Here is a 19,728-nt window from a genome sequence, read left to right on the forward strand (position 1 = left end):
GACCCGAGCATTACCGAAAGTTTTCGCAAGAACATGCACTGGTATCACTCGTATCATTCACTTCGGAAAAGGCCGAGAGCTTTGCTATGAAAAAAACAATGTCGTGGTGGGACATCAGCCCGCCCCTGAGTACCGCAACCCCGACCTGGCCGGGTGATACGCCGTTTCAGGAAGAACGCGTCTGGAGCTTGGGGCCCGAGTGCCCTGTGAATGTCGGGCGCATCACGCTGTCGCCGCACACCGGCGCCCATGTCGACGCGCCACTGCACTACAGCGCGGATGGCAAGGCCATTGGCGAAGTGTCGCTGGACGTCTATATCGGGCCTTGCCGGGTGTTGCATTGCCTGGACAGCGGCCAACTGGTGCAGCCGGAGCAACTGCGGGGGCGCCTGGACCATCTCCCTGAGCGCGTCCTGCTGCGTACTTATCGAAACGCACCGCTGACCACCTGGGACCCGAATTTCACCGCCGTCGCCAAAGAAACCGTCGATCTGCTGGCCAGCCTCGGCGTGCGGCTGATCGGCATCGATACGCCGTCGCTGGACCCGCAGCAATCCAAGACCATGGATTCGCACAACGCGGTGGCGCATCACGGCATGGCCATTCTCGAAGGCATCGTGCTCGATGAAGTCCCCGAAGGCGATTATGAACTGATCGCGCTGCCGTTACGTTTTGCCAATCTCGATGCCAGCCCGGTCCGGGCCATATTGCGTCCACTGAATTCACCGCCACATGAGGAGCCTGCTCAATGAGCCAATGTCCGTATTCGCCTGCCAATCAGACAGAGGAATGGCATAACGCCGAGCTGAATTTTTCCGACTCCATGAGCTACGGCGACTACCTGGACCTGGGGCGTATTCTCAGTGCCCAGCACCCGTTGTCGCCGGACCACAACGAGATGCTGTTCATCATCCAGCACCAGACCTCCGAGCTGTGGATGAAGCTGATGCTGCACGAGCTCAAGGCCGCCCGCGAACACGTTCGGCTGGGTGAGTTGCCGCCGGCCTTCAAGATGCTGGCGCGGGTCTCGCGGATCTTTGATCAGCTGGTGCATGCGTGGACGGTGCTGGCCACCATGACGCCCACCGAGTACCACTCGATCAGGCCTTTCCTGGGGCAATCGTCGGGCTTCCAGTCGTTTCAGTACCGTGAAATCGAGTTCATCCTGGGCAACAAGAGCGCGACGCTATTGCGCCCCCACGCCCATCGGCCGGAGCTGTTGCAGGAGCTCGAAAAAGCCATCGCCACCCCTTCGCTGTATGACGAAGCCATTCGCTTGATGGCCAACGCCGGCCTGACGATCGACCCGCAGCGTTTCGAGCATGATCCGACCGCCCCGACGCAGCATGACGCCTCGGTCGAAGCGGCCTGGCGTGTGGTCTACAAGGATCCGGCGCGTTATTGGGATCTCTATCAACTGGCCGAGAAATTCATCGATCTCGAAGACTCGTTCCGCCAGTGGCGCTTCCGCCATGTCACCACGGTCGAGCGGATCATCGGCTTCCAACCCGGCACTGGCGGCACTGAAGGGGTGGGTTATCTGCGCAAGATGCTCGATACCGTGCTGTTCCCGGAGTTGTGGCGGGTGCGTTCGACCCTTTGACCTGACAGGCATTAAAAAGCCCCGGCATTCAATGAATGCCGGGGCTTTTTGTTGCACGCAGGATTATTGAGCGACTGACAAGCTGCGATCCCGCGCCATACGTATCCGGTAGAACAGGTAGATGATCGCCACCCATACCGGGATGGCGATGACCGAGGCGCGTATGCCCGGAATCATCCACATCACGCAGATGATCATGGCCATGAACGCCAGGCACAGGTAGTTGCTGTAGGGAAACCAGAACGACTTGAAGCCCGGCACGATGCCTTGCTGGCCCATGATCTTGCGAAACTTCAGGTGGGTGAGGCTGATCAGCGTCCAGTTGATCATCAACGAGGCGACCACCAGGGCAAACAGCAATTCCAGCGCTTCATGGGGCGCCAGGTAGTTGACCAGCACGGACAGCATGGTGATCAGCGCCGAGATGCCCAGCGCCCGCAGTGGCACGCCCTGTTTGTTCAGTTTCATCAGCGACTTCGGTGCGTCGCCCTGTTCGGCCAGGCCGTAGAGCATGCGGCTGTTGCAGTAGACGCCACTGTTGTAGACCGAGAGCGCCGCGGTGAGCACCACGAAGTTGAGGATGTGCGCGGCGGTGTCGCTGCCGATCAGCGAGAAGATCTGTACGAACGGGCTGCCGCTGTAGGCATCGCCGGACGCGCCGAGGGTCTGCAGCAGTTGATCCCAGGGATACAGCGACAGCAGCACGGTTAGTGCGCCGACGTAGAAGATCAACACGCGATAAACCACCTGGTTGATCGCCTTGGGAATCACCTTCCTCGGCTCGCTGGCTTCAGCGGCGGTGATGCCGACCAGTTCCAGGCCGCCGAAGGAGAACATGATGAACGCCATCGACATCAGCAAGCCGGTGGTGCCGTTGGGGAAGAAACCGCCGTGGCTCCACAGGTTGCTGACCGACGCCTGCGGGCCGCCGGTGCCGCTGAACAGCATGTAGCAGCCCAGGACGATCATGCCGATGATTGCCACGACCTTGATGATCGCGAACCAGAACTCCATCTCGCCGAAGACTTTGACGTTCATCGTGTTGATCAGGTTGACCAGGACGAAGAACACCGCGGCGCTGACCCAGGTCGGGATCTCCGGCCACCAGAACTGCACGTACTTGCCGACGGCCGTCAGCTCGGCCATGCCCACCAGCACGTACAGCACCCAGTAATTCCAGCCGGACAGGAAGCCGGCATAACCGCTCCAGTACTTGTGGGCGAAGTGACTGAACGAACCGGCCACCGGCTCCTCGACAATCATCTCGCCCAACTGGCGCATGATCAGGAAGGCGATGAACCCGGCAATCGCATAACCGAGGATCATCGACGGGCCGGCCGACTTGAGCACGCCTGCAGAGCCGAGGAACAGCCCGGTGCCAATAGCCCCGCCCAGGGCGATCAGTTGAATATGGCGATTTTTCAACCCCCGCTTGAGCGTTCCCTGTTGCAAGATTTCATCCGCCATCTCGTTCCCTTCTGGTTATTGTTGTCAGGCCTGATTTGAAAGATCAGATATTACTCTCGGTGAACTTTTCGTAGTACAGGTGAATGCTGTCCAGTGCCTGGGTCTGCAACCAGTCCTTGATCGACTCGACCATCGGCGGTGGACCGCAGACGTACATGTCGACCGGCGCGTCGCGCAGTTCACTGATGTCGAAATGCTCGGCAATGTAGCCGCGCTTGCCCGTCCACTGTGGCGATGGATCGCTGACGACTTCGGTGTAGCGAAACCCCGGAAGGCGTTCGGCATAGGCCTCGATCCGTGCGCGTTCGCACAGGTCGGCAGCGTCGCGCACGCCGTAGTACAGGTGCACCGGCTGCGCGCAACCGCGTTCGGCGAGGTCGTCGAGCATGCCCAGCAGTGCCGACAGCCCGGTTCCGCCCGCCACCAGAATCAGCGGTTTGGCCACATGCCGCAGATAGAACGCACCCAGAGGGGCCTCCAGCATGATTTCGTCGCCCACCCGGCAGCGTTCACGGATGTAGTTGCTCATCACCCCGTCGGGCAACAGGCGAATCAGAAATTGCAGTTGATTGTGTTCACTCGGCCGATTGGCAAACGAGTAGGAACGCTTGCTTTCGGTCCCCGGAATCGACAACCGGGCGTATTGCCCCGGCAGAAAATCCAGTGGGGTCGTCGTACCGAGATCCAGGTGCAGGATCGCGGTGCCGGCTGAAATCTGCCTGACGTCAGTCACTGTTGCGCTCAGTTGTTCCGGACCCGAGGCGTTGCACAGGCTGGAGGCGAAGTCGAAATAGAACGCCGCGTCGGACTTCACTCGGGTCTGGCAGGTGAGCATCTTGCGCTGCAGCAGGTCCAGGCTCGAGAGCGCTTCCTCGTCCACATAATCCTGGCTGTAGTCGCCCGATTCACAGCGACCCTGGCAGGTTCCGCAGACGCCTTCGCGGCAATCCAGGGGAATGTTGATGCCGTTGCGCAGGGCGGCGTCGAGCAGGATTTCGTTGGGCTGTACCGGAAAGAACAGGGTTTTGCCGTCGGCAAAGCTGAACGCTACTTTGTGATTCATGCCTCGGTCTCCATGGATTCAGAGGTGGTAGAAGTCGAGTACCGAGTTGATGGTGTCGTTGAGCAGCAGCACATGCTTGCGGCTGATCAGCCAGCTGTCGGCATGCGGCTTGAGATGATAGGTCGCACGGCCAAAGAACTGCTCGGCCGTGGCCAGTCGATAGAACAAGGTGTGCCAGTTCAGGCGCACCTCCAGCTCGCCGTTCTCCAGTTCGTCGATCTGCACGTTGTTGATCAAATGCAAGGTGCGCGGCATCGGCGTCGAAGACGCGGACTTGCCCGTGCGCAGACGGAACACGCGGTCTTCCAGGCCGGAACGGTTGGGGTAGTAGATCAGCGACATTTCGCGTTTTGGGTCGCGGGTGTAGACGTGTTCCGAGTCCCATTGCGGCAGGTGGAACTCACTCTGTTCGTCGAACAACTGGATGTAGGCGTCCCAATCCTGGGCGTCACACAGTTCGGATTTGCGATAGAAAAACTGTTCGATCTGGTACTTCAATTGCGCATTCATCATTGCACCTCACGGAGTTTCAGGGATTTCGCGTCCAGGCCATCGAGCAGGAATTTCTGCCAGTTGCTGTGCTGGTTGACGTACAGCCCTTCGTGGGTGAATTCAGTGCCGGTCATGGCCGGGGCAATGCCGATCGCTTCGCTGTTGGGCGTGGCGCCGGTGGCCCATTGGTGACTGCCTCGGGAAATGTCGCTCCAGCGCTCCAGGCGCGCCTGGAAACCGCGTTGGGCTTCACGGAATTCCACCAGGTCATCCGGTGTACCCAGGCCCGAGACGTTGAAGAAATCCTCGAACTGGCGAATGCGGTTTTCGCGGTCGGCGTCCGACTCGTTTTTCACCCCCAGGCACTGGCTGATGATCTCGGTCTTGTTCCAGGCCACCGGGCGGATGATGCGCAGTTGCGAACTGATCTGATCGAGGAAAAACAGGCTTGGATAGATGTTCAGGTTGCGCAGGCGATGCATCATCCATTCGGCTTTTTGCTGGCCGTGTTCTTCGACCAGGCGCGGCATGATCGTCGCGTAGCCGGAGCGCACCGTCGGGTTCGGCATGTCGCTGAATAACACGCTATGACCATTGTTGAAGGCGAACCAGCCGTCATCGGTATTGGCGTCGCCGGCACCGAGTTTGCTGTAGTCGAGGGTACTGCCGCTGCTGGTGCCGTTCTCGCTGTTGACCTGCTGGCGGTGTTGCACCGTGGCCACGTAGTTATAGTGAACAGTGCTGACGTGGTAGCCGTCGAGGCCATTTTCGTTCTGCAGTTTCCAGTTGCCGTCGTAGGTGTAGGCCGACTTGCCGGGCAGCACTTCCAGCTCACCGGTTGGTGACTGGGCAACCATCATGTCGAAGAACACCTTGGCGTCGCCGAGGAAGTCTTCGAGGCTGTTGTCGGCGTGTACGTCGAGGCTGATGAACACGAAGCCCTTGTAGCTCTCGATACGGGCCTTTTTCAGGCCCCGGGTGGCCTTGTCGAAACCTTCCGGGTACTCGCCGGGCGCCTTGACCTTCACCAGGCGGCCGTCGCTTTTGTAGCACCAGGCGTGGAACGGGCAAGTGAAGGTCGACTGGTTGCCCTTGCCGACGCGGGTCAGGGTTGTGCCGCGATGCTGGCAGGCGTTGATCAGGGCGTTGAGTTTTCCTTCACCGTCGCGGGTGATGATCATCGGCTGACGGCCGGCGCGCATGGTGACGAAGTCGTGATTGTTGGCCAGCTCGCTTTCGTGGCAGGCGTAGATCCAGTTCTTCTCGAAGATCAGTTCCATCTCCAGATCGAACAACTGCGGCTCGGTGAAAATGTCCCGGGCGATGCGGAACACGCCCTCTACCGGACGGAAATCCAGGCAGCCTTCGATAAACGCTTTCCACTGCTCGACGTTTTTTTCGCCACTCATGGGTGTGTACCTGTTTTTATTGGGGCTAATCGTGGGCTCATTAGAGGGGGCAGGGCGGGGAGGGGTCTATCCGGTTAGTCGACGAAGGCAGTCCATAAAGTTGGTGCGGTAACACCCATCCGGTATCAGGCTGGGCAGCGACGACTCAAACGGCGCACCAGGCGATGAACGGCTGCCCCTGTTTGAAGCAATCAGGTACTGTTTTGTCCAGCGTCGAATGCAGTTTGATAGCGATTGTCTGCCTCAGGCCGGCGGCGTTATCCGCTTAGTTGAGGATTGCTATCCGCTAAGTTGGCGCTGGTGTTTTGTGGCTTGGAACTTGCCTTTCCAATCCGCAGACGCGCCGTCAGAGCGCGCCGAAAAAATAGCCCGTGAGTGCGCCGTGATGAACAGCAAAACTGATCCGCAGTGTCGCGACATTCGTGTCGACAGCGATGACCTTGAGGCCGCGAGGCGCTGGATGTCCGGTATCTGCGGGCCGCATCGACTCGTCACCACGACGCCCGAACGGATCCGTTTTCATCACAGCGCCAATATGTTCAAGTCGATGGCCACGACCCTTGGCACTATCGAGTACGGCACCGATGTCACCATCGATATCGAAGACGCCGAGCACTTCAGCAGTTACAGCCTGAGTCTGCCGCTGGTGGGCGAGCAGGAGTTGAGCAAGAACGGCAGCGTGGTGAAGTCCGACCGCGATCAAGGGGTGATCATTTCCCCGAATGAAAACCAGCTGTTGGCGATCTCCGGCGATTGCCGCAAGGTCCAGGTGGTGATTACCCGAGTCGCCATGAGCGAGTCTCTGGAGGGGCTTCTACAGCGGCCTCTGGATACGCCGCTGCGGTTCGAGCCGGTGATGGACGCGGTCGACGGAGCGTCGGCCTCATGGTGGCGCATGGCGCGCTATTTCATCGCCGAGCTGGAGCGCAGCAGCGAGCTCTATGAGCAGGTGGCCTTCACTCGGGACATTGAAAGTTCGCTGATCAAAGGCTTGATCCTCGCTCAGCCGAACAACTATTCAGAAGAACTGCGAAACGTGCTGGGCGTGAAGTTGCCGCACTACCTGATCAGGGCCCGGCAGTACATCCATGCAAACGCCCGCGAAGCCCTGCACCTGGAGGACATCGAAGCCGCCGCCGGAGTCTCGCGCTTCAAGCTGTTCGAGGCGTTCAAGAAGTACTTCGCCTTGTCGCCGATGGTCTACCTGAAAAAATACCGCTTGAACGCCGTGCGTCAGGAGATTCTTGAGCACGGTTCTGCGCGCAATATTTCTGCGATCGCCATGGGCTGGGGCTTCACCCATCTCGGGCGTTTTTCCGCCGAGTACCGCAAGTTGTTCGACGAAACACCGACCATGACTTTGCAGCGCAACGAAGCCCGCCGCATGCGTGGCTTCTGAGGGGCAGGGCGCCCTTACTTGCGCACCACCAGATCCAGCAATTCGTCGCGCTCCTTGATTTTCTGCAGGACGATTTCCGAGCGGATATCGGTGACACCCACCGTGCGGTTCAGGTGATTCACGATGAAATCCGAGAAGTGTTTCAGGTTGCGCGCCTGTACTCGCAACACATAGTTGCTCGCGCCGGTAATCACATAGGCGGTGACCACTTCCGGCCACGACTGGACCTTCTTGATGAAGGTCTCGTGCCAGTCCGCGACGTCCTGTCGCAACGACACATGGACGATGGCTTCCAGTTCGATTCCCAGCCGTTCGGCATTCAGCACCGCGCGATAGCCGGTGATGATTCCCTCGCTTTCCAACAGGCGTAATCGACGCAGGCAAGCTGACGGCGACAGCGCGACTTTCTCTGCCAATTCCTGGTTGCTGATACGACCATCCTGTTGCAGTTGATGGAGGATTCGCAGGTCTGTCGAGTCGAGATTCATGGTTGAAATAAATCCGTGTTTATTAGCGTTGGAGTCGAATTTTCTGCGAGATAAGTACTATAGCGTCGCTCACTTTGCACGAAAATTCTCCAAGGCTTAGTTCATTATCTCTCCACCAAAAAGGCGCAAATAGCGCCTGAAACAGGGCGCTCGGCGCTCTGCTCGCCTCGACTTTCACGATGTGCCCGGACGGCATGTCATTCAAAAAAACAGGACATCCAATGACTACAAGAAACGATTGCCTGGCGCTTGATGCACAGGACAGTCTGGCGCCTCTGCGTCAGCAGTTTGCGCTTCCTGAAGGCGTGATTTATCTCGATGGCAACTCCTTGGGCGCACGCCCTGTCGCGGCATTGGCTCGCGCTCAGGCGGTGATCGCCGAGGAGTGGGGCAATGGCCTGATCCGCAGTTGGAACAGCGCTGGCTGGCGCGATCTGTCCGAGCGTCTGGGCAACCGATTGGCCACATTGATAGGTGCCCGCGACGGCGAAGTGGTGGTGACCGACACCACCTCGATCAACCTGTTCAAGGTGCTCAGCGCCGCGTTGCGTGTGCAGGCCACCCGGTCGCCAGAGCGCCGGGTGATCGTCACCGAAACCAGCAACTTCCCTACCGACCTGTACATCGCCGAAGGCCTGGCCGACATGCTGCAGCAGGGGTACACCTTGCGTCTGGTCGACAGCCCGGAAGAGTTGCCGCAAGCGATTGACCAGGACACGGCAGTGGTGATGCTCACCCACGTCAATTACAAGACCGGCTACATGCACGACATGCAGGCCCTGACCGCACTGAGCCACGAGTGTGGCGCGCTGGCTATCTGGGATCTGGCGCATTCCGCCGGGGCGGTGCCGGTTGATTTGCATCAGGCGGGCGCCGACTACGCCATCGGTTGCACTTACAAATACCTCAATGGCGGTCCGGGTTCACAGGCGTTTGTCTGGGTCTCGCCGCAGCTGTGCGATCTGGTGCCGCAGCCCCTGTCGGGCTGGTTCGGCCATTCGCGGCAGTTCGCCATGGAGCATCGCTACGAGCCGAGCAGCGGCATCGCCCGCTACCTGTGCGGCACACAGCCCATCACGTCATTGGCGATGGTCGAGTGTGGGCTGGATGTTTTCGCCCAGACCGATATGGCCAGCCTGCGCCGTAAATCCCTGGCCCTGACCGACCTGTTCATTGAACTCGTCGAGCAGCGCTGCGCTGCTCATGAACTGACCCTGGTCACGCCACGCGAACACGCCAAGCGTGGCAGCCATGTCAGCTTCGAGCATCCCGAGGGTTATGCCGTGATCCAGGCCCTGATTGACCGCGGTGTGATCGGTGACTACCGCGAGCCGCGGATCATGCGCTTCGGCTTTACCCCGCTGTACACGACGTTCACCGAGGTCTGGGATGCCGTGCAGATCCTCGGCGAAATCCTCGATCGGAAAACCTGGGCGCAGGCGCAATTCCAGGTCCGCCACAGCGTCACCTGAGTTAACCGATGTCCGCGTCCTGCTGCCGGGTTTTCCTGGCGGCAGGGCTTCGGGTGCCGTCAATCAAGAGTTCTGTGCAAACACAATAATAAGGAGCACGCAGAATGAAATTGTCCCTTTGGCCCGCCTTGCCGCTCGCCATCACCAGTTGCCTCGGTCAAATGGCTTACGCCGCAAACGACAATGGATTCGTCGAAGACAGCAGCCTGATCCTGACCAACCGCAACTTTTATTTCTACCGCAACAACCTCAACAACCCGGGTGGCCAGAATTATCGGGACGAATGGGCCCACGGGATCATGCTCGATTACCGTTCCGGGTATACCCAGGGCACGGTGGGTTTCGGCGTCGATGCCTATGCGCAGTTGGGCCTCAAACTCGACAGCGGCAAGGGACGAACCGGCACCGGTTTGCTGCCGGTCGATTCCGACGGTCGCCCCGAGGATGAGTATTCCGAAGCAGGTGGTGCGCTCAAGGCGCGGATCTCCAACACCGAACTCAAGTACGGCAACCTGACCCCGTTCAACCCGGTGTTCGGCACGGGCAATGCGCGGCTGTTTACCAGCGTGGCCACCGGCTTTCAGCTGACCAGTAATGAACTCAAGGCGCTGCAAGTGGACATCGGCCACTTCACATCCGGCAACGACAGTAATTCCACCAACGCCGATGGCGCCCTGAAAGCGCTGTATGCCGGGGTGGAAACCCGCAGCGTCGACTATCTGGGCGGCAGCTATGCAGTGAGCGACCAACTGAGCGTCAGCCTGTACGGTTCGCAGTTCACCGACATCTGGCGGCAGTATTACGCCAACACCAACTACACCTTTGCCTTGAGCGAAGGGCAGTCGCTGAACCTGGATTTCAATATTTACCGTACCAACGACGATGGCCAGAGCCTGGCCGGCAAGATCGATAACACCACCTGGTCGTTGGCCACAGCGTACAAGTTCGGCGCCCATCGTTTGACCCTGGCCTATCAACGCGTGGATGGCGATGAGCCGTTCGATTACCTGGGGTTCGATCAACAACCGGGGACTTCGATTTTCCTCGCCAACTCGATCCAGGTACTCGACTTCAACGCCCCCAACGAACGCTCCTGGCAACTGCGCTACGACCTGGACATGGCGCCATTCGGCGTGCCGGGCCTGAGCTTCATGTCGCGTTACGTCCGCGGTGACCATATCGACGACAGCCACTACGACGGCGGTCCCAACGGCGCTTACGGGCGTTACGGCGATGACGGCAAACGCTGGGAACGCGACCTTGAAGCGCGCTACGTCGTGCAGTCGGGCAAGGCCAGGGATCTGTCGGTGCGGGTGCGTCAGGCCAGTGTGCGTTCGACCGCTCAAGTGGCGCGCGCCGACACCACGGACAACAACGAAGTCCGCGTCATCATCGAGTATCCACTGAGTATTTTCTGATCCGTGTCCTGCTGTACGTGGCTGATCCCCACGAGACCATCCAACCACGTGCTCACTTCAAGAAAGACAATATTCAGAGGACAGACAAATGACCGATAACTCCGGTTTTGAAACGATATCCAACCGTGAACACGGCTTGCGGCGTCAACTGACGTCGGGGCAGATGAGCATGATCGCCATTGGCGGTGCGATTGGCACCGGGCTGTTCATGGGCAGCGCATACGCCATCGGCTATGCCGGGCCGAGCGTGCTGCTCAGCTACGCCATCGGCGCGATCATCACCCTGCTGTTGATGGGCTGCCTGGCGGAAATGACCGTGGCCCATTCGACCTCGGGTTCGTTCGGTGCCTATGCCGAATTCTATGTCAGCCCGCTGGCCGGGTTCCTGGTGCGCTATGCCTACTGGGCGGCGATCGTGCTGGCGGTCGGTACGGAAGTAACGGCGGTGGCGATGTACATGAAGTACTGGTTCGCCAACGTGCCGGAATGGATCTGGATCGTCTCGTTCTCCAGTGTGCTGATCGTGCTCAACGCCATCAGCGTGAAGACCTTCGGCACCTTCGAGTACTGGTTCTCGACCATCAAGATCGGCGCGATTGTCGGCTTCATCATTCTTGCGGTGTATGTAGTGTTCGGCTCCGGCAACCCGGAATACGGCGTGCATAACTACACCTCCCACGGCGGCTTTTTTCCCAATGGCTTGCAAGGGATGTGGGTCGCGGTGATCGTGTCGATCTTCAGTTACCTGAGCGTCGAGATGATCGCGGTGGCCGCCGGAGAGGCGAAGGATCCGGAGCAGGCGGTGAAGAAAGCCTTTCGCGCGACCATCGTGCGCCTGGTGGTATTCTACCTGCTGACCCTCGCGCTGATGCTGGCGATTGTACCGTGGGTCCAGGCCGGTCAAGCCCAGAGCCCGTTCGTCACGGTCATGCAGTCGATCGGTATTCCCGGCGCGACCGGTGTGATGAATTTCGTGATTCTGATTGCGGCGTTGTCGGCGATGAACAGTCAGTTGTACATCACCACGCGCATGATGTTCAGCCTGTCCCGTGGTGGTTATGCGCCGAAATCCATGGGCGTGTTGAGCAAGAGCGGGATTCCGCTGAACGCACTGTTGCTGTCGAGCTCGGGTATCGCCCTGGCGACCTTGCTCAACATCCTGTATCCGGAAAGCTCGTTCACCTTGATGATGGCAATCTCCATGTTCGGCGCCATTTTCACCTGGTTCATGATTTTCCTGACGCACTACTGCTTCCGTCGTTATCACCAGCGCAACGGTGAACGCAAACTGTCGTTCCGCATGCGACTGTTCCCTTACTCGACCCTGTTGGGGCTGCTGCTGATGGGCGCGGTGATGATCACCACCTATTTCACCGACGCCTTCAAGATGACCCTGGTCTTCGGTGTGCCTTTCCTGCTGGTACTCACGGTGATCTACGGGATCTTTTTCAGAAAACCCAAGACTGCCGAAGCCTTGCGTCCGTTGCCCAAGGTCTAGTCTGGAAGCAACACGGCGGGGCGACAGTCTTCAAAGGCTGTCGCTCTGCAATGCCTCGAACAAGGCTCTGGCATAACCGGGCAGGTTGTCGAATGAGCGAGCACAGAGCAGCAGTTTGCGCTGCGCCCAGTCTTCCTCCAGCGCGACACTTTTCAACGGTTCATCGAGCGACCCGCGCTGGATCGCCGCCAACGGCACAATCGCCAATCCGGCGCCGTGTGCGACCATGCGCATCACCCCGTCGAAGCCGTCGGCGCGGATGCGGATCTGCATCCGTGTACCGGTGTGCAGCGCCTGTTCCTCCAGGTACACGGCGAGGGCGCTGTTGGCGTTCAGGCCGACGTAATCGTGATGCAATGTGTCGGTGAAACTAACTGAGGCCGCCTGTGCCAAGGGATGTTCGCGGGGCATGATCAGTACCAGCGGATCATCGCGAAACGGGCGGGTTTGCAGGTCGTGGGTGTCGATGGCGTCGGAGACGATACCGAGGTCTGCCGCACCCAGGCGCAAGGCGTGGGTGATACGGGTACTGGGCAGTTCCTGCAGGTCGATATCCAGGTTGGGGTGGTCGCGCAGGAAGTCGGCGAGCAACTCCGGCAGGTACTCGGTGATCGCCGTGGTGTTGCACAACAATCGCACCTGGCCTTTTACGCCCTTGGCGTATTCGGCCAGGTCCTGCTGCAGGCGTTCGGCTTGTTGCATCAGGGTACGGGCATGCTGAGCCAGGGCCTTGCCGGCAGGCGTTGGCGTTACTCCGCGCCGTCCTCTTTCGAGAAACCCGATCCCGAGTGAGGCTTCCATGGCACGAATGCGCGCGCTGGCCGCCGCCAGGGACAGATGACTGCGTGCGGCGCCGGCGGTGATGTTGCCGGTGTCGAGGATGTTCAGGTACAGGCGCAGGTCGGTCAGGTCGAAGTGCATTACAGCAACCTCTGGATTTGTGTTGTCTGGGAGGACGCCATCGCGAGCAAGCTCGCTCCCACAAGTGACCGAGTTCGCGCGGGAGAAATGCGATCCACTGTGGGAGCGAGCTTGCTCGCGATGGGGACAGATGCCGCACCCAGTTATTCAGCCTCTTGCCTTACGAGAGGCAGCCTCAGTATATGGCAGATTTTCAATCAATCCTCGCGGGCTCACCATAGCCCCATGAACACACTCTCGGCGTTTTATCAAAACCTCGGTCTAGCCTTTTCCCTACTGGTTATCGGCACCTTTGTGCTGGCCGGCATGATCAAGGGCGTGATCGGCCTCGGCCTGCCGACCGTTGCCATGGGCCTGCTCGGTCTGGCTATGGCGCCGACGCAGGCTGCAGCGCTGTTGATCATTCCGGCGACCCTGACCAACGTCTGGCAATTGGCGTTTGGCGGGCATCTGTCGGGGCTGGTCAAACGGTTGTGGCCGATGTTGTTGGCGATTTTCATCGGCACCGGGGCGGGCACGCTGTGGATCGGCGTGAGCGGTGGTCATTGGGTGGTGCGGGGGCTGGGGGCGGCCTTGTTGCTGTATGCGCTGAGCGGTTTGTTTCTGCCGACCTTGCGCGTGGGGCGGCGCAGCGAACGCTGGCTCGGTCCATTGTGTGGCGTGCTGACTGGCGTCATCACGTCGGCTACAGGCGTATTCGTGATTCCGGCGGTGCCTTATCTGCAAGCGCTGGGTTTGAGCAAGGACGAACTGGTGCAGGCGCTGGGCCTGTCGTTCACCGTCTCGACCCTGGCCCTGGCCGGAGGCTTGCTATGGCGCGACGCTCTCGGCGGGGGCGAGTTGAGCGCGTCGCTGCTGGCGCTGATCCCGGCAATGCTCGGCATGTGGCTGGGGCAATCGCTGCGCCAGCGGATCAGTGCCGTGTTGTTCAAGCGCGTGTTCTTCATTGGCCTGGGTTTGCTCGGCGGCCATTTGCTGATCAGCGGCTAGCGGACGACGGGCTGATCATCTCGATGGCGCGGATCTCGAAGTCCCGCTCAAGGTATTCATCACGCTGGTCGAGGAACTGCTTCATGTGTGGAAGGTTCGAGTGCACATCGAGGTGGGCCTGGGACTGCCATATTTCGTAGAAGATGAACAGGGTCGGGTCCTGTTTGTCGCGCAACATGTGGTATTCGATGCAACCAGGTTCGGCTCGGCTCGCTTCCACGTAGCCGCTGAAAAACGCTTCGAAGGCGTCGGATTTTTCCGGGCGGGTCTTGGCGTGCAGGATGAAGCCCTGGATTTCACTCATCTACATTTCTCCTCAGGTCAGAACTGGCGCCAGTCTAAGGCAACAATCGGCCATTGATTCGTGCTTGTGGGTCAAATGATTTTTGCCCAATCGACGCTTACTCCGCGTGAGGCCGGTCGGTACTCTGCCGCCATCCGATTCCCGACCTTCCCGAGACCTCCCATGAAAAAAGTCCTGTTGCTCAATGGCGGCAAAAAGTTTGCGCACTCCGATGGCCGCTACAACACCACCCTGCATGAAACCGCGTTGAGCGTGCTGGATCGCGGCGGTGTGGATGTCAGAACCACCTTCATCGACGAGGGCTACGACATCGCTGAAGAAGTGGCCAAGTTCCTGTGGGCCGATGTGATCATTTACCAGATGCCCGGCTGGTGGATGGGCGCGCCGTGGACCGTGAAAAAGTACATCGATGAAGTCTTTACCGAAGGGCATGGCAGCCTCTATGCCAGCGACGGTCGCACCCGTTCGGACGCGTCGCAGAAGTACGGCAGCGGCGGCCTGATTCACGGCAAGCAATACATGCTGTCGCTGACCTGGAACGCCCCGCAGCAAGCCTTCGACGACCCGACAGATTTCTTCGAAGCCAAAGGTGTGGACGCGGTGTACTTCCCGTTCCACAAGGCCAACGAGTTCCTTGGCATGACCGGATTGCCGACGTTCCTCTGTGTGGACGTGATGAAGCGCCCGAACATCGAGGGCGATGTGGCGCGTTATGAGCAGCATTTGATTGAGGTGTTTGGTCTGAAGGCGTAACTGTCAGCTACTATCGAAAGCCGGAGTCTGTTTGTTGGGCTTTTGTGGCGAGGGAGCTTGCTCCCGCTGGTGCGCGAAGCGGACCCAAAACCGGTGAGCGCGGTGGTTCAGATAAACCGCGTATGTCGATCTTACGACGGCTTCGCCGCCGAACGGGGGCAAGCCCCCTCGCCACATTGGATTTCCGCTGCACAATAGAACGGCGCAGGACTATCGATAAGGGACACACGTGAAAGCCAGATCCGATGAATTGCAGATTTTCGTCTGCGTGATTGAATGCGGGTCGATTTCTGCGGCGGCCGAGCAGGTCGGGCAAACGCCTTCGGCGGTCAGCCGTACGCTGTCGCGGCTGGAGGCCAAGCTCGACACCACGTTGATCAATCGCACCACGCGGCGCATGGACCTGACCGAAGAGGGCAAGTATTTCTTCGAACACGCCAAGCGCATTCTCGACCAAATGGATGAACTCGAAGAACGCCTGACCTCACGCCAGCAAACGCCGTCCGGGCGCCTGCGGATCAACGCGGCATCGCCTTTCATGCTGCATGCCATCGTGCCCTACATCGATGAATTCCGCAGGCTTTACCCGGACATCCAGCTCGAACTCAACAGCAACGATTTGATCATCGACCTGCTGGAACAGAGCACCGACATCGCCATCCGCATCGGCACCCTGACCGACTCGACACTGCATGCCCGCTCCCTGGGATGCAGCCCGTTGCACATCGTCGCCAGCCCGGCCTACCTGGAAAAGCACGGCACACCGCAAGCCGTGGCTGACCTGGCCAACCATACGCTGCTGGGGTTTACCCAGAACGAAGGCCTCAACCAATGGCCGTTGCGTTATGTGCATGGCGATCGCTGGCCGATCCAGGCGTCGATCAGCGCCTCCAGCGGCGAGACCATCCGCCATCTCGCACTGGACGGCCAGGGCATTGCCAGTCTGTCGCATTTCATGACCATTGAAGACATTCGGGCCGGCCGCTTGAAAGTGTTGTTGGCTGAATTCAACAGCGGCTATCGCCAGCCGATCAACGCGGTGTACTACCGCAACTCGCAACTGGCCCTGCGGATTCAATGCTTCCTGGACTTCATCCAGGGGAAGTTGGCGGATTATGCGGACGCGAATTTCAAGGGCTGATTTGTGATTCCTGCGTGAGGCTAGGTGCCGAAGCGCACGTCGGTGGTTGAGTGGATTCGCGATGAGAGGGTTTGAGTTCGCTTTAGACCGCGTCATCGTTCATCGCGAGCAAGCTCGCTCCCACATTTGATCTCCATAGGGCACAGATTTTGTGTTCGACGCAGATCCCTTGTGGGAGCGAGCTTGCTCGCGATGGCGTTTGCGGAGGCACAACAACTGGTCGGTCTGACTGCATTTCCGTAACATCCGCACACTCTTTTCCCGTCTCTCCCTGTGTGCGGTCCCTCCATGAAAGCAAAACGTCTACGCGCCGATGTCCTGGCCGGACTTACCACTTCCTTCGCCTTGTTGCCCGAATGCATCGCGTTCGCGCTGGTGGCCCACCTCAATCCGCTGATGGGGCTTTATGGCGCGTTCATCATTTGCACGCTGACTGCGTTGTTTGGCGGGCGGCCGGGCATGGTGTCCGGGGCGGCCGGCTCGATGGCCGTGGTGATCGTCGCACTGGTGGTGCAACACGGCGTGCAGTATTTGCTGGCCACGGTGTTGCTGGGCGGGCTGATCATGATGGCGTTCGGGCTGCTCAAGCTCGGCAAACTGGTGCGCATGGTGCCGCACCCGGTGATGCTCGGCTTCGTCAATGGCCTGGCGATCATCATTGCCCTGGCACAACTGGAGCACTTCAAGAGTGGTGAAGCCTGGTTGAGCGGTACGCCGCTGTACATGATGCTTGGCCTGGTCGCGGTGACCATGGCCGTTGTCTACGTGCTGCCGTGCCTGACCCGCACTGTGCCGCCAGCGCTGGTGGCGATTCTCGGCGTGGGCCTGGCGGTGTATCTGCTTGGTTTGCCGACCCGCACCCTCGGCGACATGGCGCACATCGCCGGAGGCTTGCCGACGCTGGCGTTGCCGGACATTCCTTGGACCCTGGACACCCTGCGCATCGTCGCGCCCTACGCGATCCTGATGGCGCTGGTCGGGTTGCTGGAAACCCTGTTGACCCTGAACCTCACCGACGAAATCACCGAGAGCCGTGGCTACCCGGATCGCGAGTGCGTGGCGCTGGGGGCGGCGAATGTGGTGTCCGGTGCGTTCGGCGGCATGGGCGGGTGCGCCATGATCGGCCAGACCATGATCAACCTCAGTTCCGGTGGGCGCGGGCGCTTGTCCGGGGTGGTGGCTGGAGTGTCGGTCCTGCTGTTCATTCTGTTTCTGTCGCCGCTGATTGAGCGCATTCCGCTGGCCGCACTGGTCGGGGTGATGTTCGTGGTGTCGCAACAGACGTTCGCCTGGGCTTCATTGCGGGTGCTGAACAAGGTGCCGCTCAACGACGTGCTGGTGATCATTGCGGTGACGGTGATTACCGTTTTCACCGATCTGGCCATTGCAGTGCTTTGCGGCATCATCATTGCGGCGCTGAACTTTGCCTGGCAGCAGGCCCGGCAGCTGTATGCCGACAGTCACCTGGAGAACGACGACAGCAAGTTGTACCGGGTGCATGGCACGCTGTTCTTCGCCTCGACCACAGCGTTTCTCAATCAGTTCGATCCGGCTAATGACCCGGTGCAAGTGACCCTGGATTGTCGTCACCTGAGTGTTGTCGACTACTCGGCCATTGCCGCGCTGGGCACCTTGCGCGAGCGCTACGCCAAGGCCGGCAAGCACCTGCGTGTGCTGCACTTGTCCGAGCGTTGCAAGAAACTGCTCAAGCGCGCCCGGGTGCATCACGACTGAATCCAGCCATTCGATCTTTCCCACGCTGAGCGGGGGAAAGATCTGTTGTTGGTGATGAAAATTCACACGGCCGACTTTCATAATTCGCGACACGCCATACCTCTGTACGACATCCCTTACCTCTGCACGAAAATTACTTTCACCTCGTTTGAATATCGCGTCTCGAAATGTTTTAAGAGTTTCACAAATATTTCGACGTGACCCTCTCGAGGAGTACCGCATGACCCTGTCCTTCGGCTATTGGCTGCTGGTGTATGCCGCCGTTGCCATCATCGCGCTGATCGTTCTGATCGCCCGTTACCGGCTCAATCCGTTTATTGTCATCACCCTGATATCCCTTGGTCTGGCGCTGGTTGCCGGGATGCCGCCGTCCGGTGTGGTGGGGGCGTACGAGGCGGGCGTCGGCAAAACCCTGGGGCACATCGCACTGGTGGTGGCGCTGGGCACCATGCTCGGCAAGATGATGGCCGAGTCCGGCGGCGCCGAGCAGGTGGCGCGGACCTTGATCGACCGCTTTGGCGAGAAGAACGCGCATTGGGCGATGGTGACTATCGCGTTTCTGGTCGGGCTGCCACTGTTCTTCGAAGTCGGTTTCGTCTTGCTGGTGCCGATTGCCTTTACCGTGGCGCGGCGCGTGGGCGTGTCGATCCTGATGGTCGGCTTGCCGATGGTTGCCGGGCTTTCGGTGGTGCATGCGCTGGTGCCGCCGCACCCTGCGGCGATGCTGGCGGTGCAGGTGTATCAGGCGTCGGTGGGGCAGACCTTGCTGTACGCGATCCTGATTGGCATTCCGACTGCGATCATTGCCGGTCCCCTGTATGCCAAGTTCATCGTGCCGCGCATTCAATTGCCGGCGGAAAACCCGCTGGAGCGTCAGTTTCTTGAGCGTGAACCCCGCGACAGCCTGCCGGGTTTTGGCATCACCATGGCGACCATCCTGTTGCCGGTGGTGCTGATGCTGATCGGCGGCTGGGCCAATCTGATTTCCACGCCGGGCAGTGGTTTCAACCAGTTCCTGCTGTTCATCGGCAACTCGGTGATCGCGCTGTTGCTGGCCACATTGCTGAGCTTCTGGACCCTCGGCCTGGCCCAGGGCTTCAACCGTGAATCGATCCTCAAGTTCACCAACGAATGCCTGGCGCCGACCGCGAGCATCACCCTGCTGGTGGGCGCCGGTGGTGGCCTGAACCGGATTCTGGTGGAGGCCGGCGTCACCGACCAGATCGTCGGCCTGGCCCACGAGTTCCACCTGTCGCCGCTGTTGATGGGCTGGCTGTTCGCGGCACTGATGCGCATCGCCACCGGTTCTGCGACTGTGGCCATGACCACTGCTTCAGGTGTGGTCGCGCCAGTGGCCATTGGTCTGGGTTATCCCCATCCGGAGCTGCTGGTGCTGGCGACAGGCGCCGGGTCGGTTATCTTTTCCCACGTTAACGACGGCGGTTTTTGGTTGATCAAGGAATACTTCAACATGACCGTTGCCCAAACCTTCAAGACCTGGACCGTGCTCGAGACGTTGATCTCGGTCGTCGCCTTCGGCTTGACCGTTGGCCTTTCTTATCTGATTTAGCCGGAG

The 19,728-nt window shown here is 59.7% G+C and carries 18 protein-coding genes; 11 read left to right on the top strand and 7 right to left on the bottom strand.

Annotated features, from left to right (window positions below):
• Positions 1–86: 86 nt before the first annotated feature.
• A complete protein-coding gene (kynB, locus tag ACEN8Z_RS06040; protein ID WP_007988993.1) occupies positions 87–752 on the top strand; it encodes an arylformamidase in 666 nt (221 codons plus the stop codon).
• Complete coding sequence (gene kynA / locus ACEN8Z_RS06045; RefSeq protein ID WP_495597068.1) at positions 749–1,603, top strand: tryptophan 2,3-dioxygenase; 855 nt, start codon at positions 749–751, stop codon at positions 1,601–1,603. The genes kynB and kynA overlap by 4 nt, the downstream gene beginning before the upstream one ends.
• A gap of 63 nt (positions 1,604–1,666) precedes the next feature.
• On the opposite strand, the gene ACEN8Z_RS06050 is transcribed toward kynA, so the two are convergent.
• Genes ACEN8Z_RS06050 through antA form a run of 4 tightly spaced genes read right to left on the bottom strand, consistent with a single transcriptional unit; the run spans position 1,667 to position 6,034 of the window.
• The gene (locus ACEN8Z_RS06050; RefSeq protein ID WP_495597069.1) at positions 1,667–3,070 is read right to left on the bottom strand and encodes an amino acid permease; all 1,404 of its coding nucleotides are present in this window, start codon (positions 3,068–3,070) and stop codon (positions 1,667–1,669) included.
• 43 nt (positions 3,071–3,113) lie between these two features.
• The gene (gene antC / locus ACEN8Z_RS06055; RefSeq protein WP_495597070.1) at positions 3,114–4,133 is read right to left on the bottom strand and encodes an anthranilate 1,2-dioxygenase electron transfer component AntC; all 1,020 of its coding nucleotides are present in this window, start codon (positions 4,131–4,133) and stop codon (positions 3,114–3,116) included.
• Positions 4,134–4,151: 18 nt separating this feature from the next.
• Entirely contained in the window at positions 4,152–4,643 is a 492-nt protein-coding gene (gene antB, locus ACEN8Z_RS06060) for an anthranilate 1,2-dioxygenase small subunit (protein ID WP_495598088.1), read from the bottom strand.
• Positions 4,643–6,034 carry an anthranilate 1,2-dioxygenase large subunit gene (antA, locus tag ACEN8Z_RS06065; protein ID WP_007989003.1) on the bottom strand — a complete coding sequence of 464 codons (1,392 nt, stop codon included), beginning with the start codon at positions 6,032–6,034 and terminating at the stop codon, positions 4,643–4,645. Before antA ends, antB begins: the two co-directional genes overlap by 1 nt.
• A gap of 385 nt (positions 6,035–6,419) precedes the next feature.
• Here antA and ACEN8Z_RS06070 point away from each other — a divergent pair, with 385 nt between their 5' ends.
• Complete coding sequence (locus ACEN8Z_RS06070) at positions 6,420–7,433, top strand: AraC family transcriptional regulator (protein WP_085719051.1); 1,014 nt, start codon at positions 6,420–6,422, stop codon at positions 7,431–7,433.
• Between the two features lie 14 nt (positions 7,434–7,447).
• Here the strand turns inward: ACEN8Z_RS06070 and ACEN8Z_RS06075 are convergent, their stop codons facing one another.
• On the bottom strand, positions 7,448–7,921 hold the full coding sequence (locus ACEN8Z_RS06075; RefSeq protein ID WP_007994565.1) for an Lrp/AsnC family transcriptional regulator: 474 nt from the start codon (positions 7,919–7,921) through the stop codon (positions 7,448–7,450).
• 221 nt (positions 7,922–8,142) lie between these two features.
• Here ACEN8Z_RS06075 and kynU point away from each other — a divergent pair, with 221 nt between their 5' ends.
• The 3 genes from kynU to ACEN8Z_RS06090 all read left to right on the top strand — a co-directional run bounded on the left by kynU (position 8,143) and on the right by ACEN8Z_RS06090 (position 12,309).
• The gene (gene kynU, locus ACEN8Z_RS06080; protein ID WP_495597071.1) at positions 8,143–9,393 is read left to right on the top strand and encodes a kynureninase; all 1,251 of its coding nucleotides are present in this window, start codon (positions 8,143–8,145) and stop codon (positions 9,391–9,393) included.
• A gap of 104 nt (positions 9,394–9,497) precedes the next feature.
• Positions 9,498–10,811: an OprD family porin gene (locus ACEN8Z_RS06085; protein ID WP_495597072.1), complete on the top strand. Its 1,314-nt coding sequence runs from the start codon at positions 9,498–9,500 to the stop codon at positions 10,809–10,811.
• A gap of 88 nt (positions 10,812–10,899) precedes the next feature.
• The gene (locus tag ACEN8Z_RS06090) at positions 10,900–12,309 is read left to right on the top strand and encodes an amino acid permease (protein ID WP_495597073.1); all 1,410 of its coding nucleotides are present in this window, start codon (positions 10,900–10,902) and stop codon (positions 12,307–12,309) included.
• A gap of 30 nt (positions 12,310–12,339) precedes the next feature.
• Here the strand turns inward: ACEN8Z_RS06090 and ACEN8Z_RS06095 are convergent, their stop codons facing one another.
• A complete protein-coding gene (locus ACEN8Z_RS06095) occupies positions 12,340–13,230 on the bottom strand; it encodes a LysR family transcriptional regulator (RefSeq protein ID WP_495597074.1) in 891 nt (296 codons plus the stop codon).
• 225 nt (positions 13,231–13,455) lie between these two features.
• Here ACEN8Z_RS06095 and ACEN8Z_RS06100 point away from each other — a divergent pair, with 225 nt between their 5' ends.
• Entirely contained in the window at positions 13,456–14,220 is a 765-nt protein-coding gene (locus tag ACEN8Z_RS06100) for a sulfite exporter TauE/SafE family protein (protein ID WP_495597075.1), read from the top strand.
• Here ACEN8Z_RS06100 and ACEN8Z_RS06105 read toward each other — a convergent pair.
• Positions 14,210–14,524 carry a putative quinol monooxygenase gene (locus tag ACEN8Z_RS06105; RefSeq protein ID WP_442098310.1) on the bottom strand — a complete coding sequence of 105 codons (315 nt, stop codon included), beginning with the start codon at positions 14,522–14,524 and terminating at the stop codon, positions 14,210–14,212. The genes ACEN8Z_RS06100 and ACEN8Z_RS06105 overlap by 11 nt on opposite strands.
• A 162-nt stretch (positions 14,525–14,686) precedes the next feature.
• On the opposite strand from ACEN8Z_RS06105, the gene mdaB reads away from it, so the two are divergent.
• The 4 genes from mdaB (at position 14,687) to ACEN8Z_RS06125 (ending at position 19,722) form a co-directional block, all read left to right on the top strand.
• Positions 14,687–15,277 carry an NADPH:quinone oxidoreductase MdaB gene (mdaB, locus tag ACEN8Z_RS06110; RefSeq protein WP_495597076.1) on the top strand — a complete coding sequence of 197 codons (591 nt, stop codon included), beginning with the start codon at positions 14,687–14,689 and terminating at the stop codon, positions 15,275–15,277.
• A 229-nt stretch (positions 15,278–15,506) separates the two neighbouring features.
• Entirely contained in the window at positions 15,507–16,418 is a 912-nt protein-coding gene (locus tag ACEN8Z_RS06115; protein ID WP_495597077.1) for a LysR family transcriptional regulator, read from the top strand.
• 288 nt (positions 16,419–16,706) lie between these two features.
• A complete protein-coding gene (locus ACEN8Z_RS06120; RefSeq protein ID WP_495597078.1) occupies positions 16,707–18,152 on the top strand; it encodes a SulP family inorganic anion transporter in 1,446 nt (481 codons plus the stop codon).
• Between the two features lie 220 nt (positions 18,153–18,372).
• A complete protein-coding gene (locus ACEN8Z_RS06125; protein WP_495597079.1) occupies positions 18,373–19,722 on the top strand; it encodes a GntP family permease in 1,350 nt (449 codons plus the stop codon).
• Positions 19,723–19,728 lie beyond the last annotated feature (6 nt).

The sequence above is a fragment of the Pseudomonas sp. Pseusp10 genome, assembly GCF_059492225.1.